At 61.2% G+C, this 19,766-nt stretch carries 19 protein-coding genes; 15 read left to right on the top strand and 4 right to left on the bottom strand.

Annotation, left to right across the window (positions count from 1 at the left end; translation table 11 throughout):
- Positions 1-556 precede the first annotated feature (556 nt).
- Genes cobJ through cobG form a run of 4 tightly spaced genes read right to left on the bottom strand, consistent with a single transcriptional unit; the run spans position 557 to position 4,918 of the window.
- The gene (gene cobJ / locus ACYZT2_RS04390) at positions 557-2,260 is read right to left on the bottom strand and encodes a precorrin-3B C(17)-methyltransferase (RefSeq protein WP_461970446.1); all 1,704 of its coding nucleotides are present in this window, start codon (positions 2,258-2,260) and stop codon (positions 557-559) included.
- Positions 2,260-2,991, bottom strand: coding sequence for a precorrin-2 C(20)-methyltransferase (locus ACYZT2_RS04385; protein ID WP_052965857.1), 732 nt, complete (start codon positions 2,989-2,991; stop codon positions 2,260-2,262). The genes cobJ and ACYZT2_RS04385 overlap by 1 nt, the downstream gene beginning before the upstream one ends.
- A complete protein-coding gene (locus ACYZT2_RS04380; RefSeq protein WP_007937188.1) occupies positions 2,991-3,617 on the bottom strand; it encodes a precorrin-8X methylmutase in 627 nt (208 codons plus the stop codon). The genes ACYZT2_RS04385 and ACYZT2_RS04380 overlap by 1 nt, the downstream gene beginning before the upstream one ends.
- Positions 3,617-4,918 (bottom strand): precorrin-3B synthase, encoded by a 1,302-nt coding sequence (cobG, locus tag ACYZT2_RS04375; RefSeq protein ID WP_461970444.1) that lies wholly within the window; start codon positions 4,916-4,918, stop codon positions 3,617-3,619. Before cobG ends, ACYZT2_RS04380 begins: the two co-directional genes overlap by 1 nt.
- A gap of 144 nt (positions 4,919-5,062) precedes the next feature.
- Here cobG and cbiE point away from each other — a divergent pair, with 144 nt between their 5' ends.
- From cbiE to urtA, 15 genes are all read left to right on the top strand, one after another.
- A complete protein-coding gene (gene cbiE, locus ACYZT2_RS04370) occupies positions 5,063-6,274 on the top strand; it encodes a precorrin-6y C5,15-methyltransferase (decarboxylating) subunit CbiE (protein ID WP_461970442.1) in 1,212 nt (403 codons plus the stop codon).
- Positions 6,267-7,364, top strand: coding sequence for a cobalt-precorrin-5B (C(1))-methyltransferase (locus ACYZT2_RS04365; protein WP_461970440.1), 1,098 nt, complete (start codon positions 6,267-6,269; stop codon positions 7,362-7,364). The genes cbiE and ACYZT2_RS04365 overlap by 8 nt, the downstream gene beginning before the upstream one ends.
- Positions 7,361-8,077 carry a cobalt-precorrin-6A reductase gene (locus ACYZT2_RS04360; RefSeq protein WP_461970438.1) on the top strand — a complete coding sequence of 239 codons (717 nt, stop codon included), beginning with the start codon at positions 7,361-7,363 and terminating at the stop codon, positions 8,075-8,077. Before ACYZT2_RS04365 ends, ACYZT2_RS04360 begins: the two co-directional genes overlap by 4 nt.
- 206 nt (positions 8,078-8,283) lie before the next feature.
- The gene (locus ACYZT2_RS04355) at positions 8,284-8,586 is read left to right on the top strand and encodes a type II toxin-antitoxin system RelE/ParE family toxin (protein WP_461970436.1); all 303 of its coding nucleotides are present in this window, start codon (positions 8,284-8,286) and stop codon (positions 8,584-8,586) included.
- A gap of 3 nt (positions 8,587-8,589) precedes the next feature.
- Positions 8,590-8,880: an addiction module antidote protein gene (locus tag ACYZT2_RS04350; RefSeq protein ID WP_461970434.1), complete on the top strand. Its 291-nt coding sequence runs from the start codon at positions 8,590-8,592 to the stop codon at positions 8,878-8,880.
- A gap of 99 nt (positions 8,881-8,979) precedes the next feature.
- Complete coding sequence (locus tag ACYZT2_RS04345) at positions 8,980-9,378, top strand: DUF2946 domain-containing protein (protein WP_123718994.1); 399 nt, start codon at positions 8,980-8,982, stop codon at positions 9,376-9,378.
- Between the two features lie 48 nt (positions 9,379-9,426).
- On the top strand, positions 9,427-9,906 hold the full coding sequence (locus ACYZT2_RS04340; protein ID WP_461970432.1) for a copper chaperone PCu(A)C: 480 nt from the start codon (positions 9,427-9,429) through the stop codon (positions 9,904-9,906).
- A 21-nt stretch (positions 9,907-9,927) separates the two neighbouring features.
- The gene (locus ACYZT2_RS04335; RefSeq protein ID WP_461970430.1) at positions 9,928-10,353 is read left to right on the top strand and encodes a DUF2946 domain-containing protein; all 426 of its coding nucleotides are present in this window, start codon (positions 9,928-9,930) and stop codon (positions 10,351-10,353) included.
- A gap of 189 nt (positions 10,354-10,542) precedes the next feature.
- Positions 10,543-12,660, top strand: a complete 2,118-nt coding sequence (locus tag ACYZT2_RS04330; protein ID WP_461970428.1) for a TonB-dependent copper receptor — start codon at positions 10,543-10,545, stop codon at positions 12,658-12,660.
- Between the two features lie 125 nt (positions 12,661-12,785).
- Positions 12,786-14,165: a PepSY-associated TM helix domain-containing protein gene (locus ACYZT2_RS04325; RefSeq protein WP_461970426.1), complete on the top strand. Its 1,380-nt coding sequence runs from the start codon at positions 12,786-12,788 to the stop codon at positions 14,163-14,165.
- Positions 14,166-14,401: 236 nt separating this feature from the next.
- The gene (locus tag ACYZT2_RS04320) at positions 14,402-15,190 is read left to right on the top strand and encodes an ABC transporter ATP-binding protein (RefSeq protein ID WP_461970424.1); all 789 of its coding nucleotides are present in this window, start codon (positions 14,402-14,404) and stop codon (positions 15,188-15,190) included.
- Positions 15,187-16,134: an ABC transporter substrate-binding protein gene (locus ACYZT2_RS04315; protein ID WP_461970422.1), complete on the top strand. Its 948-nt coding sequence runs from the start codon at positions 15,187-15,189 to the stop codon at positions 16,132-16,134. The genes ACYZT2_RS04320 and ACYZT2_RS04315 overlap by 4 nt, the downstream gene beginning before the upstream one ends.
- Positions 16,131-17,141 (top strand): FecCD family ABC transporter permease, encoded by a 1,011-nt coding sequence (locus ACYZT2_RS04310; RefSeq protein WP_461970420.1) that lies wholly within the window; start codon positions 16,131-16,133, stop codon positions 17,139-17,141. The genes ACYZT2_RS04315 and ACYZT2_RS04310 overlap by 4 nt, the downstream gene beginning before the upstream one ends.
- Positions 17,142-17,659: 518 nt before the next feature.
- The gene (locus ACYZT2_RS04305; protein WP_461970418.1) at positions 17,660-18,031 is read left to right on the top strand and encodes a DUF6124 family protein; all 372 of its coding nucleotides are present in this window, start codon (positions 17,660-17,662) and stop codon (positions 18,029-18,031) included.
- Positions 18,032-18,356: 325 nt separating this feature from the next.
- Positions 18,357-19,622: an urea ABC transporter substrate-binding protein gene (gene urtA / locus ACYZT2_RS04300; RefSeq protein ID WP_461970416.1), complete on the top strand. Its 1,266-nt coding sequence runs from the start codon at positions 18,357-18,359 to the stop codon at positions 19,620-19,622.
- Positions 19,623-19,766: the final 144 nt, after the last annotated feature.

Below are 19,766 nucleotides of genomic sequence, written 5' to 3'. Positions count from 1 at the left end.
GCAAGCGCTTCGCACGAGACAAAACTAAATCGTGCGAACGGCCACTTCAAATGCGAAGAAATTCAATTAATTTCAATACAATAAAACTTATGAAAAAATAAAACTTCGTATTGCAGTAGTTACATAAGCGCACACACAAGCCGACACGCCTGAACCCTACGACAAACAGGCGACTCTGCCATTCATGCGCAGACTTAGGCATGCAACTGTAGAAAAGGACTACATGAACAGTGGCAGGTAGCAACAAGCAACCGTCGAACTTCTTCCCACCAAGAGTAATAAATCCGACAACAACTGTTGAAATAGACGACGATCAAACGTCGAAACAATCGAAGCGAAAGGGCCGCCAAAGGGTAGTAATGCCAGTCAGTTAAGGATAAATCGGACCTGTAGGAGCCAGCGGTGCGGCGATCCGACTTGCCGGCGAAAGTGCACTTAAGGACGCCTTCGCCGGCAAGCCTGGCTCCTACGAAAAGCGGTTTGCTCGCTTAACTGACTGGCATTGGCCAAAGGGGAGCGACTTTAAGCACAAGCGGCCGCGATGGGCCGCTGTAATTCAAGAGGCAGGCTTGATGCCATACCAGCGCGGTGTGTAGACCCAGTCCCCACCTTCGGCGCGAGGGAACACGCAAGTGGTGGACGAGCCGATCAGCACCATGGTGCGCATGTCCACTTGCTCCGGCGTGAGCGCTCCGAGCGTGGTGACCCGCAGCGTCTGGCCGGGACGACCGATATCACGACCCAGAACCACCGGGGTTTGCTGCGTACGGTGCTGTGCGACGATTTCCAGAGCACGGCCCAACTGCCACGGCCGAGACCGGGAAATCGGGTTATAGAAGGCCAGCGCCAGATCGGCTTCGGCGGCCAGGTCCAGACGCTTCTCGATGATCGACCATGGTTTGAGGTTGTCCGACAGCGACATCACACAGAAGTCATGTCCCAGCGGCGCACCGGCCTGAGCGGCGGTCGCCAGCGAAGCAGAAACCCCCGGCAGAATCTCCAGATCGACGCTATGCCAGGCCGGCTCACTCGACTCGTGCAACGCTTCCAGCACCGCGGCTGCCATGGCGAACACGCCGGGGTCCCCGGAAGAAACCACAATCACCGACCGCCCGTGGGCCGCCAGTTCGAAGGCGTGACGGGCACGCTGCATCTCTTCGCGGTTGTCGGTGCAATGCAACACTTGATCCGGCCGAAACGGGCCGGCCATGCGCACATAAGTTTCGTAACCGAGCACATCAGTGGCTCTGGCCAGTTCAGCCTTCACCGCAGGCACCGTCAATTCGGCAGCACCCGGGCCCAGGCCGATCACGGCCAGTCGACCGCGAGGGCGGCCGATCTGTGCGATGTCCAGTGGCTGTTCAGCAATCGCCAGCGCCAGGTTCGCGTCGATCGGGATAATTGTCGCGCCGGGAACGACCGCGCGAGCCAGCTCGCTGGCATCGCTGGCGGATGACGCAAAACGCAACGGCACACCCAACTCAAGCGCCGCTTCGCGCAACGCCGGACTGGCCATCTCCGTGACCGGAGCCAGCAGGCACGCCAGCGACTGAACGGCGACTCGCGCCTGACGCAGCGCCGCGCGAATCGCCTGGGGCAAATCCGCCACACTGACGCTGACCGCCAACAACACACTGCGCGGGTAGATCAACAGTTCATTGGCGGCCGGCGGCCGCTCGGCGCTGCCGACATGGATCGACAAATGCGCCTGAGGATCTTGCGGCAACTGTGCTTGCGCCAACCAGGGCGCAGCGCCTTCGATGCGCACGTGTTCACCGGCCAGCAAGTCCGAGACGAAGCGCTTGCCCAGCTCCAGATCGCCCAAGGCATAGCCGCTGGGTGGATTGAGCAGGCACGTGCCGAAACGCAACTCACCGCTGGTGGTGATCGCCGCCGCGACGTCGAGGCCAGCGGCAATCTCGCGCGCCATGACATTCACCCCGCCGAGACCGCCGAGCAGTGGCACCACGGCGCTGCCGTCTTCGGCCACGGCCAGCACCGGTGGCTCAGCACCTTTTTCCAACAGCAATGGCGCCAGCGTGCGGATCACAATCCCGGCGGCGCACAGCGCGATGATCGGCGTGTCCTGTTGATAAAGTTCGCGCAGGGTCGCGCCGAACTCGTGATAAACACGGTCCGCGCCTTCGACCCGTTCGGCCAATCCATGGATCAGCGCGCCCGGGTACACCTGCTGAATCTTGCGCGCGGTCGCGAGGCTGCCATTGCCGAGAATGACAATCGCCGGAGCGGAATGGGCCATCAGCCTTGCCACCTCTCACCGGGAACGATGATCAGCGAAAAATAAGGCGAGGACATCGGCTCGACCTGATCCAGCGGCACGATTTTCTGATTGGCCATGGTCGCGCGCTCCACGTACAGCGCACGCTCCGCCAGACCGAGCTCTTCGAGCACCTGACGAACCTTGGGAAAGTTGCGCCCCAGTTTCATGATCACCGCCGCATCGGCATCGGCCAGTCGTCGCTTGAGGTCTTCGTGCGGCAGCACACCCGACAACACCGACAGGCTCTGATTGCGATACACCAGCGGCGCACCGAGTACCGACGCACCGCCAAGCATCGAGCAGACACCCGGCACCACTTCGGCTTCATAGCGTTCGGCCAGACGATCGTGCAGGTACATGTAAGAGCCGTAGAAAAACGGATCGCCTTCGCAGATCACCGCCACGTCACGGCCGGCGTCCAGATGCGCGGCGAGTGCTTCGCCGGCCGCATCGTAGAAATCGCTGATCACTTGTTCGTACGACAGCGGCGCCGGTAGCGCTTCGGTGGTCACCGGGTAAACCAGCGGCAGCAGGGTTTGTGCGTCTTGCAGATGCGCTTCGATGATGCCGAAGGCGTTGCCCTTCTTGCCCTTGGCGACGAAGTACGCCACCACCGGCGATTCGCGCAACAGGCGCAAGGCTTTGACGGTAATCAGTTCCGGATCACCGGGGCCGACGCCCAGGCCAATCAAACGTCCAGGTTGCTGCATCATTCAATCTCCGTGGCGAGGGCGTTGACGGCGGCGGCGGCCATGGCGCTACCGCCCAACCGGCCTTGCATGATGACGAAAGGCACGCCACGGCTGTCCGCAGCGAGCATCGCCTTGGATTCGGCGGCGCCGACGAAACCCACCGGGAAGCCGAGGATCAACGCCGGTTTCGGCGCGCCGGCGTCGAGCATTTCCAGCAGATAAAACAGCGCGGTCGGCGCATTGCCGATCACCACCACGCTGCCTTCCAGGTGCGGACGCCACAGTTCCAGCGCGGCAGCGGAACGGGTGTTGCCCAACTCGCGGGCAAGCTCCGGGACGCTGTCGTCGCGCAGTGTGCAGATCACTGGGTTATTGGCCGGCAAACGCGCGCGGGTCACGCCTTCGCTGACCATCCGCGCGTCGCACAGAATCGGCGCACCGGCCGCCAGCGCATCGCGCCCGGCCTTGCCGGCGCCTTCGGAAAATTGCAGACCGTCGATGGCCTCGACCATGCCGCAGGCGTGGATCACCCGCACCGCGAGTTTCTCCAGATCGGCCGGAATGCGCGCAAGGTTGGCCTCGGCGCGAATGATCGCGAAGGAGTTGCGATAGATCTCCTGACCGTCGCGGATGTAATCAAGCATCAAAGGGAGCTCCGTGAGCGGGCGTCGAGCAAGGCCGCGACCGCTTCGATAGTAAGATTGCGTGCGTGCAGCGCGCCGAAACCCGGCTGCACTGCATCGCGAAAATAGAGGTCGTAGTGACCGGGTGAGACGGCCAGCAAAGTCGCTGGCGTGATGTGTGCCGCCGCGCAGGAACGTGCGCAGCCAGACAGATGCACATTCAGGATTTGACCGTGACGTTGCAGCAACGCCGCCAGTTGCAGCGCATCGCCCTTTGTGTCGGACTGGCCTTTGCCGCAACCCGCCGAACCCGTGCAGGCAATCAGATGCGCCAGGGCATCCTCTGCTGAACAGCGCAGGCCCAAATTTTCCAGGCTGTGGATAACTTCAGCGGCATCGCGTTCGTGGATATCGGGCAACAGCAGACTTTGCCAAGGCGTGAAGCGCAGACTGCCATCGCCCCATTCACGGGCCAGTTGTGCCGCGCCCCGAAGCATGGCGGGATCGAGTCGGCCCAGAGGCGGTGTCGCGCCGACATAGACATGGCCGGTTTCACGCTGAGGATGAGCGCCAATGTGTAGAACGCTCGAGTTCATAACGCGCGACCCGCTCACGATGGACAGTAGCGGCACACGTTCGGCCACTTGAGCGACCAACCCGGCAACCGAGTATTCGGCCAGCAGATGACGCATGCGCGTCTGGTCCGGACGCGCCAGATCGAGGAACAACCCAAGCACCGCAATCACCAGCGCATGGCCGTTTTCCAGTCGCACCGCGCCCGACGGAGTCTGGGTCGGGCAACCCGCCAGACCGAAGGCCAGCACGCACTCACCCTCTTGCTCAACAGCGCTCAACCACAGGTCGTGAGGATGCTCGAGCATCGCCAGGCCTTCGCCACCATCGAGTTGCACGGCAAATTTGGCGCTCAACTGGTGAAAACGCTCATGGCTTTGCAGGCTGGTGAGGATCTGTTCGGCCAGCGGGCGCGTATCGAGCAACATCTGCCGGTCGATCCCGGCGCTCGGGCTGAGCATCAGATTGCGCACATCGTCACCCGCCGCGGTACGCGGGCCCAATCCTGCGGCGAGCAGGCTGTCGATCAAGGCCGTCTGCTCGCTGCCAATCCCGCGAATCTGCAGGTTGGCGCGGTTGGTTGCCTCGATCACGCCCCCGGCAAACCGTTCTGCTGCGCTGGCCACCGCTTCAGCCTGGGCAGCGCTGATTGAGCCGCCGTTCAATTTGATCCGACAAATGCCGCCATCCAGCGCCGGGACAATACGCAGTAACCCCGGGCAGGCCGAGGGGCGTAAGGCGGTGGACATCGGGCGTTCGTTCAAAGGGGCGACCGGCTGTGTGGGAAAGGCGCTTCGCGGGCGAAGGCGCGGTATTATGCCTGCTTTGTCCGACGGCATGAAAAGCCTGCCCGTCGGAACAGTCCGTTTGTGGACTTTTTTTGAGGACGGCAGATGTCACCCTGGCTGACAGTAGTAGGTATCGGTGAAGACGGCTTCAAGGGCCTGGGCAAGAATGCCCGTCGCGCCCTGCTGGGCGCTTCGCGGATCATTGGCGGTCAGCGACAACTGGATTTGCTGCCGGTGTGCATTCGCGGCGAGCGGCAATTGTGGCCAAGTCCGTTTTCCCTTGAACCATTGCTGGTACTGCGTGGCGAGCCGGTTTGTGTATTGGCCAGCGGCGACCCGATGTTCTATGGCGTCGGTGCCAGCCTGGCGCGGCAACTGCCCGGCGCGGAAATGCTGATCCTGCCCGCCCCGTCTTCCGTGTCATTGGCGGCCGCTCGCCTGGGCTGGCCATTGCAGGATGTAGTGACCCTGTCTGTGGTCGCCCGCCCCGTCGCCGCGCTCAACGCCCATGTGTTCAGTGGTATGCGCTTGCTGGTGTTGAGCAACGACGGCCAGAGTCCGGCGGCCATCGCGGCGTTGCTGCGCGAGCGCGGTTTCGGGCCAAGTCGTCTCACCGTGCTGGAACATCTGGGCGGCGAAACCGAACGACGCATCGAGGGTGTCGCCAACGACTGGAGCGAGCCGGTGATCGCCGATCTGAACCTGATCGCCATCGAATGCATCGCCGAACCGAACACACCTCGCCTGTCGCGCCTCGCCGGGTTGCCAGACTCAGCCTTCCAGCACGACGGCCAACTGACCAAACGCGATGTGCGCGCCATCACCCTCGCCCGCCTCGCACCGACACCCGGCGAACTGCTGTGGGACGTCGGCGCTGGCAGCGGTTCGATCGGCATTGAATGGATGCGCGCTCACCCGAGTTGCCGGGCGCTAGCCATCGAAGCGAATGAAGGTCGGCAGTTGTTGATCGAACACAACCGCGATGCCTTGGGCGTCCCCGGTCTGCAATTGATTCGCGGCAGCGCGCCGCAAGCCTTGGATGGGCTAGAACGTCCGGACGCGATTTTCATCGGTGGCGGGGTCACCCGCGAAGGCGTGCTCGATACTTGCTGGGCGCAACTCAAACCCGGCGGCCGACTGATCGCCAACGCCGTCACCCTGCAAAGCGAAGTGACCCTGATGGCCTGGCGCGAACGGCATGGCGGTGAACTGACCCGCATCCATGTCGCCCAGGCGCAACCGTTGGGCGAGTTCGACACCTGGCGTCAGGCGCTGCCGATTACCTTGCTGGACGTGACGAAACCCCTCGATGCGTGACGAAACCGCCGAACAACCCGCACCGCTGCGCAGCGGCCTGACCACCGGCAGCTGCGCCACCGCCACCAGCCTCGCGGCGGCACGCCTGCTGCTCAGTGGCGTCGAAGCGGACGCCGTCGAGATCATTCTGCCCAAAGGCAAACGGGTGCAGATGCGCCTGGAATTCTGTCGGCTGATGAACGACGGCGCCGAAGCCGGAACGATCAAGGACGCCGGCGACGACCCGGACGTGACCCACGGCGCCCTGCTCTTTTCCCAGGTGCGCTTGCACAGTGAGCCGGGCATTCGCTTCAGCGCCGGCCGTGGCGTGGGCACCGTCACTCGGCCCGGGCTGGTGTTGAACGTCGGCGAGCCGGCGATCAACCCGGTGCCGCGCAAGATGATCAGCGAGCACCTGACGCTGCTGGCCGAAGAGCTGGATTACCCGGGCGGCTTCGAGGTCACGGTGAACGTCGAGGACGGCGAAGTCCTGGCGCTGAAAACCATGAACCCGCGCTTGGGGATTCTCGGCGGCTTGTCGATCCTCGGCACCAGCGGCATCGTCCGGCCATTCTCCTGCGCGGCCTACATCGCCTCGATCCATCAAGGCATCGACGTCGCCAAAACCAACGGTTACCTGCACATCGCCGCATGCACCGGCAACGCCAGCGAAGACACCATGCGCCGAGTCTATGACTTGCCGGAAATTGCCCTGATAGAAATGGGCGACTTCGTCGGCGCGGTGCTCAAACATTTGCGCAAAGTGCCTGTGGATAAACTCAGCCTGTGCGGCGGCTTCGGCAAGATCAGCAAACTGGCGGCCGGGCACATGGACTTGCACAGTCGGCATTCGAGCATCGACCTGTCGCAACTGGCCGAATGGGCCGCGGCGGTCGGCGCGGATGAGGCGTTGCAACAGGCGATCCGCGAAGCCAATACCAGTCAGCAGGCGCTGGCGATGGCCAGCGCTGCCGGGATCGCGCTCGGCGACGCGGTGTGTCAGCACGCTCTGGACTTTGCTCGCAGCGTGGTGCCGGCGCAGGTTCAGGTCGAAGTATTCGCCATTGATCGCCAGGGCGGGATTGTCGGCCATGCAGGAGTTTTTCAATGAAGCGTGTGTTGTTGCTCGGCGGCGTCACTGAAGCCCTGGCCATCGCCCGGACTCTGGGCCCGGAACACATCTATAGCCTGGCCGGTGTCGGTCGCGTGCCGACGGATCTGAACTGCCAGGTTCGGGTTGGCGGCTATGGCGGCGCTGAAGGTCTGGCGCAGTTCATTCGGGATGAAGGCATTGACCTGCTGCTGGATGCGACCCATCCCTACGCAGCGCAAATCAGCCAGAACGCCACCACCGCCGCGAAGTTGAGCGGCATTGCGTGCTGGGCTTTGCGACGTCCGGCCTGGCAACCACAAGCCGGGGATGACTGGCGCGAAGTCAGCGACTGGGCCGAACTGATCGAAGCACTGAAACCCTTCCGGCGACCGCTGTTCACCCTCGGCCGCGAGCCGTTGCAGCACCTGCACGAAATCCCGCCAGAGCAATTCTGGACGTTGCGTGCGCTGGACGTTTATCCGGGCAACGAGCGCTGCGAAGTGATCGGCGCGCGTGGGCCATTTCTGATCGAGGATGAACGCGAGCTGTTCGAGCGTCGGCAGATCGATGTACTGATCAGCAAGAACAGCGGCAGCACTGCCACCGAGCCGAAACTGGAAGTGGCACGGGAGCGTGGAGTGCCGGTGCTGGTGTTGAAGCGGCCGGTGTTGCCGGGGGTTGAGCGGGAGTTTGGGTCTGTCGAGCAAATACTGGAAGCCTTGTACTTGTAAGACCATTCCTTAGATCTGCTGAAACCTACGAATTTACCGGCAACTTTTCAGGAAGGAGCCGGCTGTTCCTCTTAATAGCTTCAACCCTATATTCAGGTTCCTCTAATCCTATCAAGTACACAGGCCCGCCACTCACGGGGGACGGCCCGTTTCATCCCCAGAAAAGTGCTGCTTGCCAACTTGTATCCCAAGGAATACGATCCGACATGATCGACTTCGAACGATCCCGTGCATTCGCCGATTGGCTCGACTCATTGAAAGACACCATCGGAAAGGCCCGCATTATTGCCAGGATCTTATCGGCAGAATATGGAAACTTTGGTGATTGCGAGCCCGTAGGGACGGCGGTTTACGAAATGCGCGTGCATTACGGTCCCGGCTACAGGATGTACTTCACCCGTAGAGGTGAAGTGGTTTATCTACTCCTGGTGGGCGGTGACAAGTCGACTCAAAAACGAGATATCAAACGTGCCATTCAAATGGCGCAAAACATCGGTAATGAGGAGTAAGTCATGACCGAACAATTCACCCGCTTCGACGCTGCCGAGTTTCTCAAGACACCAGAAGAAATGGCTGCTTTCCTGGATGCTTGCTTTGACGAAGATGCAGGCGATGGTGTCCTCATACGCGCTGCGCTCAACGACATCGCCCGAGCACAAGGCATGACACAAGTCGCCCGCGATGCAGGCCTGGGTCGCGAGAGTCTGTACAAAGCGTTAGGCAGCACTGGCAATCCGGAATTCGCGACTATCATGAAAGTGATGAAAGCCTTAGGCCTGCGCTTGCATGCCGTCGCTCTCTGAGTACGCTGCGACACCACACCGCACGCGGCCTTTTTACTTATCGCCCCTGATCAGGCTAAATAGCCGCGACTGATTGCTCACTCAACCGGATCTGCCCTCATGTCCCGACAACGGCTCGCATTTGCCTGGATCGCCTGCTTTGCAGTGCTGTTCAACATGCTCGCCATGCCGATGTCTGGAGCGATGGCGCAGACGGCGAAATCGCCTGCAGAGCAATTGTTGTGGGGCAGCTTCTGCTCTTCCAACGGCACCAAGCTGGTGGCGATTTCCTTGGGCGACATTGAGCAGAAAGCCCCGCAGAGCGACGATCATTCCAACATGCAGCATTGCTGGTGTTGCTCGGGTTCCGCGCCGCTGGTGGCGTTGCCGGGGCATGCGCCGCAGTTGTATTTTGCGCGTTTCGAGGCCAATCGAAGCCTGCCGCCCGCCACGCTCGACACCCCTACACCGCGCCAGCAATGGCCGAGTCTCAACCCCCGCGCGTCCCCTCTGGTGTGATTCCTTCTCGCAATTGACCTGCGTTTTGAATCGTTCTGGAGAACTGCCATGTTGAACAAACTCATCGTTCTGGCTGTATTGCTGCTGCCTGCCTGTTTTGCCAATGCTCACGAATACAAGGCTGGAGAGCTTGAGATCGCCCATCCGTGGTCTCAAGAGTTGCCGCCTAACGCGCCTACAGTCGCCGCGTATTTCGTGATTCACAACAACGGCAAAACCGCCGACCGACTGCTGAGCGTCGACTCGCCGATCGCAGGCGTTGCCCAGCTGCACGAGCACGTGATGCAAAACGATTTGATGAAAATGCAGCAAGTGCCCAGCGTCGAGATTCCGACTGGCGGCGAAGTCACGTTCGCACCGATGGCGTACCACGTGATGCTGCTGGAATTGAAAGACCGCAGCCTGTTGAGCGACGGCAAGCGCTTCCCGCTGACGATGCATTTCGAGAAGGCTGGTGATGTGACGGTCGATGTCGCGGTGCAGAAAAAAGCGCCTGAAACCATGCAAGAGCACATGCACGCCCAGTAATCGTCCAAGCTGGAATCGCCCATGCGCCCGCTTAGCGTCAGGTTGCCCGTGCACCGCCGTCAGTCAATGACGCGCGGCAGCTGGATCAGCCTGTTCGCCATGCTGATGATCTTTATCGGTCCGCTGATTTCTCAGTCGATGCCGATGGATCAACGCGCCTCGATGTCCATGAGCATGACCATGTCGATGGACATGCCGGCCATGGAGCATGGCGCGCAACCCGCCACCGAGCACTGTCCACCGAAAGCCGACCATCACGCGCTGTGGGAAAAATGCGGTTATTGCAGCCTGCTGTTCAATTGCCCGGCGCTCACTGGCGGTCAGTCCTTCGTCGCTTTCGACAGTCCCCAGATAACCACTTTCAGCACTCCCTCCACCCGCCTGGGCCACGCCCGGCAAACCTTCTTCCCCGGCGCCCGCACCCGCGCCCCGCCCATCGTCGCGTAAATACCCGCCTCCGATTTCACACGGTCCGCAAGACAGCCAAGCAACCTGTGGGAGCGGGCTTGCGCGCGAAGAGGGAGTGTCAGTCAACATTAATGTCGTCTGGCACACCGCTTTCGCGAGCAAGCCCGCTCCCACAGGATTGTGTCGGCTGCCGGCCGTGTCGTTTACGACTGTTCGATGGAAATTGTCATGTCCAGGTTTTCTGCTGACACACGTTTGGGCGCTGCCCAGGCTTCTTTTGCCCTGAACGAATCTCGCGTTCGTTTCAGGCGGGCCACCGCCGTTCTTTGCGGCTTGCTGCTGACACCAATGGTGCTGGCCGATGAACACGCCGACCACACCGAAGAACTGAGCCCGACGGTGATCACCGCCATTGCGCCGAGTTCGCCGCTGACCATCGTCACCAACCCCAAGGACCCGCGCCAACCGGTGCCGGCCAGCGACGGTGGCGATTATCTGAAGACCATCCCCGGCTTCGCGCTGGTGCGCAACGGCGGCACCAATGGCGATCCGGTGCTGCGCGGCATGTTCGGCTCGCGACTGAATATCCTCACCAACGGCAGCATGATGCTCGGCGCCTGTCCTGGCCGCATGGACGCGCCGACCTCGTACATTTCACCGGAAACCTACGACAAACTCACCGTCATCAAAGGCCCGCAAACCGTGCTTTGGGGCCCCGGAGCATCGGCCGGCACCGTCCTGTTCGACCGTGAGCCGGAAAGCTTCGGCGAACTCGGCACCCGGGTAAACGCCAGTGTGCTGGCCGGTTCCAACGGCCGTTTCGACAAAGTAGTGGACGCCGCTGCCGGTGGGCCGCTGGGTTACGTGCGAGTGATTGGCAACACCGCGCATTCCGACGATTACAAGGACGGCAACAACGACACCGTGCCCTCGCGCTATGACAAGTGGAACGGTGACGTCGCTGTCGGCTGGACCCCGAGCGCCGACACGCTGCTGGAACTGACCGCCGGCAAAGGCGATGGCGAAGCCCGTTACGCCGGGCGTGGCATGGACGGCTCGCAATTCTTGCGCGAAAGCCTGGGCCTGCGCTTCGAGCAGTCGAACATCGGTGAGGTACTGGATAAGGTCGAGGCACAGGTCTACTACAACTACGCCGACCACGTGATGGACAACTACACCCTGCGCACACCGTCCGGCACCGGGATGATGGCCGGCCCCATGGCCTCCAACGTCGATCGTCGAACCCTCGGCGCGCGGATCAAAGCCACCTGGCGCTGGGCCGATGTGCAACTGATCAGCGGCCTGGATGCGCAAACCAACGAACATCGCCAACGCAGCGCGATGGGCGTCGACGCCTACAAGGATGTGCCGCGCAACAAGGACGCCGACTTCCATAACTACGGCGTGTTCAGCGAACTGACCTGGTACGCCGCCGACCGTGATCGGTTGATCACCGGTGCACGACTGGATCGCGCGTCGGCCAAAGATTATCGGCAGACCCTCGGCTCCGGGATGATGGCCCGCCCGAACCCGACGGCCGACGACACCCGCGCCGATACCTTGCCCAGCGGTTTCGTCCGTTACGAGCATGACCTGGCCGACAGCCCCACCACGCTGTATGCGGGCCTCGGTCACTCCCAACGTTTCCCGGATTACTGGGAGCTGTTTTCGCCCAAGTCCGGCCCCGCCGGTTCGGTGAATGCCTTCGACTCGATCAAACCGGAGAAAACCACCCAGCTCGACTTCGGCCTGCAATACAAGACCGAAGACCTCGAAGCCTGGGCCTCGGGTTACGTCGGGCAGGTGCGTGACTACATCCTGTTCAACTACACGCAGGGGATGATGGGCATGACCTCGCAAGCCGAGAACATCGACGCGCGAATCATGGGCGGCGAACTCGGTGCGGCCTACAAGCTGACTGCCAACTGGAAAGCCGACGCGTCCCTGGCCTACGCCTGGGGCAAGAACAGCAGCGACGGCAGCGCCCTGCCGCAGATGCCACCGCTGGATGCACGTTTCGGCCTGACCTACAGCGAAGACAACTGGAGCGCCGGCGCCTTGTGGCGCGTGGTGGCGGCGCAAAACCGCATCGACCAGAACAAGGGCAACGTGGTCGGCAAAGACTTCGACACGAGCTCTGGGTTCGGCGTGTTCTCGCTCAACGGCGCGTACCGGATCAACAAGCACTGGAAGGTCAGCAGCGGCGTCGACAATGTGTTCGGCAAGGCTTATGCCGAACACTTGAACCTGGCGGGCAACGCCGGTTTCGGCTTCCCGGCCAATGATCCGCAAGCCATCAACGAACCGGGGCGCACGCTCTGGACCAAGGTGGATATGAGTTTCTAAAAGCATCGCGAGCAGGCTCGCTCCCACATGAACAGTGTTGAACCTGTGGGAGCGAGCCTGCTCGCGATCGGTTGCGCAGCAACCGTACTAAACAACAAAAACCTACGCCTGGCGGAGCACACAAAATGAAACAACCCAAACCGAATTTCTACAACCTGGCCTGGCGCTGGCATTTCTATGCCGGCCTGTTCGTAGCGCCATTCATGGTGATGCTGGCCCTGACCGGCATCATCTACCTGTTCAAACCGCAACTCGATCCGTTGATGTACGGCAGCCTGCTGAACGTCCCCGCCGCTCATCACAAAGTCTCCGCCGACGACCTGCTCAAACGGGTGAAAGAGGCGTACCCACAAGGTCAGATCAAACAGTACCTTCCGCCAGTCAACGCCGAACGCAGTGCGCAATTTGTGGTGATCAACGAAGGTCATGAACTGAACGTGTTCATCGATCCGTACCACGGCGACATCCTTGGCGAGCAAGACGCGAAGAAGAATCTGCAAGCAGTCGCGCGCTCGATTCACGGCGAGTTGATGATCGGCACCGTCGGTGATCGACTGGTGGAACTGGCCGCCGGCTGGGGCGTCGTGCTGGTGGTTTCCGGGGTATTTTTGTGGTGGCCGCGTGGCCAGTCCGCCGGGATTCTCTGGCCACGCTTGAACAGTCGTGGCCGAGTGCTCTGGCGTGACCTGCACGCGGTGACCGGGTTCTGGGGCGCGGCATTGCTGCTGGTGATGCTGCTCAGCGGCATGACCTGGACCGGTTTCTGGGGCAAGCAATACGCCGACCTCTGGAACCGTTTCCCGGTAGCCATGTGGAATGACGTGCCGAAGTCCGACGTCGAGGCCCGCAGCCTCAACAGCGTCACGCGCCAGACCGTGCCATGGGCCATGGAAAACACGCCGATGCCGATGTCCGGCGATCACGCAGAACACATGGCTCACGCCAGCACGCAAGCCGGTCCGGCGGCGCCGACCATCAGCCTGCAAGACGTGCAAAACATCGCCGTGCAACGCAAGGTCGAGCCCGGCTACAGCATCACCTTCCCCACCACGGCCACCGGCGTGTTCACCATCGCGGTGTTCGCCGACGACCCGCGCAACGACGCCACCCTGCACGTCGACCAGTACACCGGCGACGTCCTCGCCGACGTGCGCTGGCAGCATTACAGTAACGTCGCCCGGGCCACCGAAGTCGGCGTGATGCTGCACGAAGGCAAGATGTTCGGCCCGTTCAATCAGATCATTGTGCTGCTGATCTGCCTGATGATTTTGCTCAGCGCCATCAGTGGTGTGGTGATCTGGTGGAAGCGCCGGCCACAGGGCAAGTTCGGCGTACCACCGTTGCGTCACGACCTGCCGAAATGGAAAACCGCGATGGTTATCATGCTTGGGCTGGCGGTGATGTTTCCGTTGGTGGGGGCTTCGTTGATTGTCGTGTGGGTATTGGATCGGGTGCTGCTGTCACGCTTGAGCCGGCAAACTGAATCCACCTCACCTTCATCATGAAGCAGGTGAGATGCGCGTTTTAGAGGGATCTATAGACTTCTGGCGATTATCTCTGAAGCATAGGGCCTCTTCGCGGGCAAGCCTCGCTCCTACAAGGTTTATGTCGATCACAAATATTGCGTACGACACACAAGGTTTGTGTCGATCACAAATACTGCGTACGACACAAAACCTGTAGGAGCGAGGCTTGCCCGCGAAGGCGTCATCAGCCACACAAAAAATCCCAAGAGAACTGCATGACCTCGCTGAACCTCACGAACCTCGCCTGGACACCCCAGGGCCACGGCCACTGTCATCACCAGTTCCAGCTGCGTGACGCATCGCTGCACGTGGCCGCCGGTGAGTTCGTCGGGTTGATCGGCCCCAACGGCAGCGGCAAAACCAGCCTGTTGCGTTGTGCCTATCGCTTCAGCAAACCGGAAAGCGGTGAGGTCAAACTCGACCATTACAACGTATGGAAGCAGTCCTCACGCTGGTGCGCGCAACGCATCGCCGTGGTGTTGCAGGAATTCCCCGACACCTTCGGCCTGACCGTCGAGGAAGTGGTCGCCATGGGCCGCACGCCGCACAAAGGCCTGTTTGATGGCGACACTATCGAGGACCGAAACCTCGCGACCCACGCCCTCGAATCGGTCGGCCTCAAGGGCTTCGAAGGCCACGCCTTCGCCACCCTTTCCGGTGGTGAAAAACAGCGTGTGATCCTCGCCCGCGCGCTGGCTCAACAACCGCAATTGCTGATCCTCGATGAACCGACCAATCACCTCGACCCGCGCTATCAGCTGGAGCTGTTGCAACTGGTCAAGCGCTTGCAGATCGGCACGCTGGCGAGTATTCACGACCTCAATCTGGCGGCGGCTTTCTGCGATCGGCTGTACGTGATCAATCACGGTCGCATCGTGGCCAGCGGCCCACCCAAAGAAGTCCTGACCGCACAACTGCTGCACAACGTGTTCGGCGTCGACGCCCTGATCGATGACCACCCCTTGCACGGCTACCCACGAATCACCTGGATAACCCAACCATGACTTTGCGTTCCCTGCTTTGCGTCGTTCTGTTGCTGGGCAGTGCCCAAGCCTTCGCCGAGGCTACGAAATACCCGCTGACTGTCCAGAGCTGCAACCGCGCAGTCACCTTCCAGCAAGCACCGAAACACGCGGTCAGCCACGACATCAACATGACCCAGATGATGCTCGCCCTCGGCCTCAAACCAAGGATGGCGGGGTATAGCGGCGTCACAGGCTGGAAGTCGGTAACGCCCGAGATGCAGACCATCCTCGATGGCTTGCCGGAGCTGGCGGCCAAGTACCCGTCGGTGGAAACCCTGCTCGACGCCAACGTCGATTTCTTCTTCGCCGGTTGGGATTACGGCATGCGCGTCGGCGGTGATCTCACGCCGCAAACCCTGCAACCGCTGGGCATCAACGTCTACGAACTCACCGAGTCCTGCGCCTTCGTCATGCAGCGCCCGCCCGCGAGTCTGGAAGACACCTACAGCGACCTGCGCAACCTCGGGAAAATCTTTGACGTGCAGGACCGCGCGAACGCCGTGATCGCCGAGATGCAGGCGCAAGTGGCCGACATCCGCAAAGATCTGCCGGCAGACAAGCCACGTGTATTTCTCTACGACAGCGGTGAAGATCGGGCCATGACCTCCGGGCGACTCGGCATGCCTCAAGCGCTGATCGATGCCGCTGGTGGGCGCAACATTCTCGACGATATCGAGGCGAGCTGGACGCGGGTGAATTGGGAGAACGTGGTCGAGCGTAATCCACAGGTGATCGTGATCGTCGACTATGGTGAAGTCACCGCTGAGCAGAAGGAGCAATTCCTGCTGAACAACCAGGCCCTGCAATCGGTGGACGCGATCAAGAACCAGCGCTTCATCGTCATTCCGTACGTGCAGGCCACGCCTGGGATCGACAACGTGCTGGCGGTCGAAACCCTGGCCAAGGGTTTCCACGGCGAATGATCGATCGTCGCTATGCCTTGTTGCTGATCGCCCTAGGCTCGCTGTTACTGGTGTCGTGTGTGGTGTCGCTGGGCTTCGGCCCGGCGCGGGTGCCGGTGGAGGTGGTGTGGCGAATATTGCTGCACAAGATTTTTGGTTTCGGTGTTGCGGACTGGGCTGCCGGCCAGGAACACATCGTCTGGCTGATCCGCGTGCCGCGCATGTTGCTCGGTGCACTGGTGGGCGCCGGTCTGGCGTTGATCGGCGCGGTGCTGCAAGCGGTGACGCGCAATCCGCTGGCGGATCCGCACCTGCTCGGCGTGACCTCCGGCGCCACCCTTGGCGCGGTGATTGTAGTGCTGCATGTTGGTGAGATTGTCGGGTTGCTGACCTTGCCCATCGCGGCATTTATCGGCGCGCTGTTGAGCATGTTGATCGTGCTGATGATCGCCAATCGCAATGGGCGGCTGGACAGTGATCGGCTGCTGTTGTGCGGCGTCGCAGTGTCGTTCGTGATGATGGCGATCGCCAATTTGCTGTTGTTTCTCGGTGATCACCGCGCCAGTTCTGCGGTGATGTTCTGGATGCTTGGCGGGCTCGGGTTGGCGCGTTGGGAATTGCTCGCCGTGCCGGCGGCGAGTGTGTTGCTTGGGTTGGTGCTGTTGCTGGGGATGGCCCGGCCGTTGAATGCGTTGATGGCGGGTGAGCAGACTGCTGTGACCCTCGGCCTGAATGCTCGCACCGTGCGCTTGCGGGTGTTTTTGATTGCGTCGTTGATGACTGGGGTGTTGGTGTCGATCAGTGGGTCTATCGGGTTTGTCGGGTTGATGGTGCCGCACATTGCGCGGCGGTTGGTTGGGGCTGAACACCGGCGATTGCTACCGGTGTGCGTGTTGCTGGGTAGCCTGTTCCTCGTCTGGGTCGACGTGGCCGCCCGCACCCTGATCGCCCCGGAAGACTTGCCCATCGGCGTCGCCACCGCCGCGATTGGTGGGTTGTTCTTCATCGGCCTGATGCGCCGCCGCTGACACACCCCGTTCAAAACTGTGGGAGCGAGCCTGCTCGCGATGACGGCGGCACATCCAACATCACCGCGCCTGACAAACCGCTATCGCGAGCAGGCTCGCTCCCACAGGGATTTGCGATCCTGCATACCCTGGCGGCATTCCCACACTCCCGCGTGGGAATGCCGCCAGGGACGCTCCGCGTTCCGCTTTTGAATGTTTAACGGATGTGTCAAAACACGGAACTTTCCCACGCCTTTTTCAGGTTGTTCGTCGGACGCGAGCCCACTAGTCTTGGGCTGTCGCTGACAACTCAGCGATCGGGCGTGAGAACCCGGTAGCACTGTTAATCCAACATCAGTACCACCATAATTGCCGCCAGCTTATCCGCTGCCTGCAATGTTCTATGGCGGCTGTGTGCGGGCGGACTTCGGTCCGGCCGGGTTTGGGGTGCTGACCGGTTTCTCACTCCGCACATAGCTGCCACCCCTTCGTCGCGTGAGAAACGACAAGTGGTGGCTCCATTTGATTTGGTGCCCCTAATGAATAAAAAAATCGTTCCCGATCCACCCTTCAACACCACCACACCCACCGCCGAAGCCTCGCGCACCGAAGAATTACTCAAAGACCGCGAAGCCATAAAACGCGCCCTCGACTACTACCTCGATCCCCCGGTGCAATACACCGAAAAACCCCGCCGCCCCAGCACCATGTTCATCGTCGCCCCTAATATGGATACCGAAAGCCTCCTGGCCCACGCCTACGAATCGTTGGCCACAGCAAGTGTCCTGGCCAGCGATTTCGCCAACGACCTGACCGGCCCGCAGCGCTACACGGCACTGGCGATTCAACAGAGCATCATGCTGGCGGAGCTGGCGGTGAACCGGGCGCTGGATAACGTCGATCCGGCGTAGACACACCGCAAACAATGTGGGAGCGGGCTTGCTCGCGAAGACGGCAGCACATTCAACATCACCGTGACTGACACACCGCTTTCGCGAGCAAGCCCGCTCCCACAGTTGATCTGTGTTGCCTGCACTGCCTGCGCCCCAATGTGGCGCACCTCTTCGCACCAGTGCGCCAAACGCGGTCCTTCATGGTGCGCCGCCAACCCCGCGCAACCGCTCTAATACGACATTTCCTTGCCCTTTCCCGACCGGGCACAGCCCTTGCAAAACAGCCTTCAGTCGTCCGCATCTGCCAACCATAAAAAACTTTAACGTTCATGGAGATCGCACAATGAAGCGTCGCAGTTTGATCAAGGCTTTCACACTATCGGCAAGCATTGCCGCGATGGGCATGGCCTGGACGGTCCAGGCCGCCGAGACCATCAAGGTCGGTATTCTGCATTCGTTGTCCGGCACCATGGCGATCTCCGAAACCTCGCTCAAAGACATGGCGTTGATGACCATCGACGAAATCAACGCCAAGGGCGGCGTGAACGGCAAGATGCTGGAGCCGGTGGTGGTTGACCCAGCGTCGAACTGGCCGCTGTTCGCCGAAAAGGGCCGGCAGCTGCTGACTCAGGACAAGGTGGCGGTGGTGTTCGGTTGCTGGACCTCGGTGTCGCGTAAATCGGTGCTGCCGGTGTTCGAAGAGCTCAACGGCTTGCTGTTCTACCCGGTGCAGTACGAAGGCGAAGAGATGTCGCCGAACGTGTTCTACACCGGCGCGGCACCTAACCAGCAGGCGATTCCGGCGGTGGAATACCTGATGAGCGAAGAAGGCGGCAGCGCCAAGCGTTACTTCCTGCTGGGCACCGACTACGTTTACCCGCGTACCACCAACAAGATTCTGCGCTCGTTCCTGCACTCCAAAGGTGTGGCCGACAAGGACATCGAAGAGGTCTACACCCCGTTCGGCCACAGCGACTATCAAACCATCGTGGCCAACATAAAAAAATTCTCCGCCGGTGGCAAGACTGCAGTCATCTCCACCGTCAACGGCGACTCCAACGTGCCGTTCTATAAAGAGCTGGCCAACCAGGGTTTGAAAGCCACCGACGTTCCGGTCGTGGCGTTCTCCGTGGGTGAAGAAGAATTGCGCGGCATCGACACCAAACCGCTGGTGGGCAACCTCGCGGCGTGGAACTACTTTGAGTCGGTGGAGAACCCGCAGAACAAGAAGTTCGTTGCCGACTGGAAAGCCTACGCCAAGAAGAAAAACCTGCCGGGCGCCGACAAAGCGGTGACCAACGACCCGATGGAAGCCACTTACGTCGGCATCCATATGTGGGCGCAAGCAGCCGAGAAAGCCAAGTCCACCGACGTCGACAAAGTCCGCGAAGCCCTGGCCGGCCAGACCTTCGCCGCGCCGTCCGGCTACACCTTGACCATGGACAAGACCAATCACCACCTGCACAAACCGGTGATGATCGGCGAGATTCAGGCCGACGGTCAGTTCAACGTGGTGTGGCAGACCGAAGGGCCGATCCGCGCCCAGCCGTGGAGCCCGTTTATCTCGGGTAACGACAAGAAGCCGGACTATGCGGTGAAGAGCAACTAAAGCCACTGGGTGTCGGCCTCGGGCACCAGACCCGAAGCCGACACAAATCCCTGTGGGAGCGAGCCTGCTCGCGATGAGGCCACGACAGTCGACATTGATGGTGAATGTCAGACCGCTATCGCGAGCAGGCTCGCTCCCACATTT

The sequence above is a fragment of the Pseudomonas sp. MDT1-85 genome, assembly GCF_054898065.1.
Note: the sequence above shows the minus strand (reverse complement) of the source record. Positions and strands in the feature narration are given on the sequence as shown.

Bases quoted from the DNA above. Each gene is read 5' to 3' on its own strand.
- ACYZT2_RS04360 (WP_461970438.1), top strand. From the start codon at position 7,361: ATGAAGCGTGTGTTGTTGCTCGGCGGCGTCACTGAAGCCCTGGCCATC.
- urtA (WP_461970416.1), top strand. From the start codon at position 18,357: ATGAAGCGTCGCAGTTTGATCAAGGCTTTCACACTATCGGCAAGCATT.
- ACYZT2_RS04385 (WP_052965857.1), bottom strand. From the start codon at position 2,991: ATGCAGCAACCTGGACGTTTGATTGGCCTGGGCGTCGGCCCCGGTGAT.
- cbiE (WP_461970442.1), top strand. From the start codon at position 5,063: ATGTCACCCTGGCTGACAGTAGTAGGTATCGGTGAAGACGGCTTCAAG.
- cobJ (WP_461970446.1), bottom strand. From the start codon at position 2,260: ATGGCCCATTCCGCTCCGGCGATTGTCATTCTCGGCAATGGCAGCCTC.
- ACYZT2_RS04325 (WP_461970426.1), top strand. From the start codon at position 12,786: ATGAAACAACCCAAACCGAATTTCTACAACCTGGCCTGGCGCTGGCAT.
- ACYZT2_RS04310 (WP_461970420.1), top strand. From the start codon at position 16,131: ATGATCGATCGTCGCTATGCCTTGTTGCTGATCGCCCTAGGCTCGCTG.
- ACYZT2_RS04315 (WP_461970422.1), top strand. From the start codon at position 15,187: ATGACTTTGCGTTCCCTGCTTTGCGTCGTTCTGTTGCTGGGCAGTGCC.
- ACYZT2_RS04350 (WP_461970434.1), top strand. From the start codon at position 8,590: ATGACCGAACAATTCACCCGCTTCGACGCTGCCGAGTTTCTCAAGACA.
- ACYZT2_RS04305 (WP_461970418.1), top strand. From the start codon at position 17,660: ATGAATAAAAAAATCGTTCCCGATCCACCCTTCAACACCACCACACCC.
- cobG (WP_461970444.1), bottom strand. From the start codon at position 4,918: ATGTCCACCGCCTTACGCCCCTCGGCCTGCCCGGGGTTACTGCGTATT.
- ACYZT2_RS04380 (WP_007937188.1), bottom strand. From the start codon at position 3,617: ATGCTTGATTACATCCGCGACGGTCAGGAGATCTATCGCAACTCCTTC.
- ACYZT2_RS04320 (WP_461970424.1), top strand. From the start codon at position 14,402: ATGACCTCGCTGAACCTCACGAACCTCGCCTGGACACCCCAGGGCCAC.
- ACYZT2_RS04335 (WP_461970430.1), top strand. From the start codon at position 9,928: ATGCGCCCGCTTAGCGTCAGGTTGCCCGTGCACCGCCGTCAGTCAATG.
- ACYZT2_RS04365 (WP_461970440.1), top strand. From the start codon at position 6,267: ATGCGTGACGAAACCGCCGAACAACCCGCACCGCTGCGCAGCGGCCTG.
- ACYZT2_RS04345 (WP_123718994.1), top strand. From the start codon at position 8,980: ATGTCCCGACAACGGCTCGCATTTGCCTGGATCGCCTGCTTTGCAGTG.
- ACYZT2_RS04355 (WP_461970436.1), top strand. From the start codon at position 8,284: ATGATCGACTTCGAACGATCCCGTGCATTCGCCGATTGGCTCGACTCA.
- ACYZT2_RS04340 (WP_461970432.1), top strand. From the start codon at position 9,427: ATGTTGAACAAACTCATCGTTCTGGCTGTATTGCTGCTGCCTGCCTGT.
- ACYZT2_RS04330 (WP_461970428.1), top strand. From the start codon at position 10,543: ATGTCCAGGTTTTCTGCTGACACACGTTTGGGCGCTGCCCAGGCTTCT.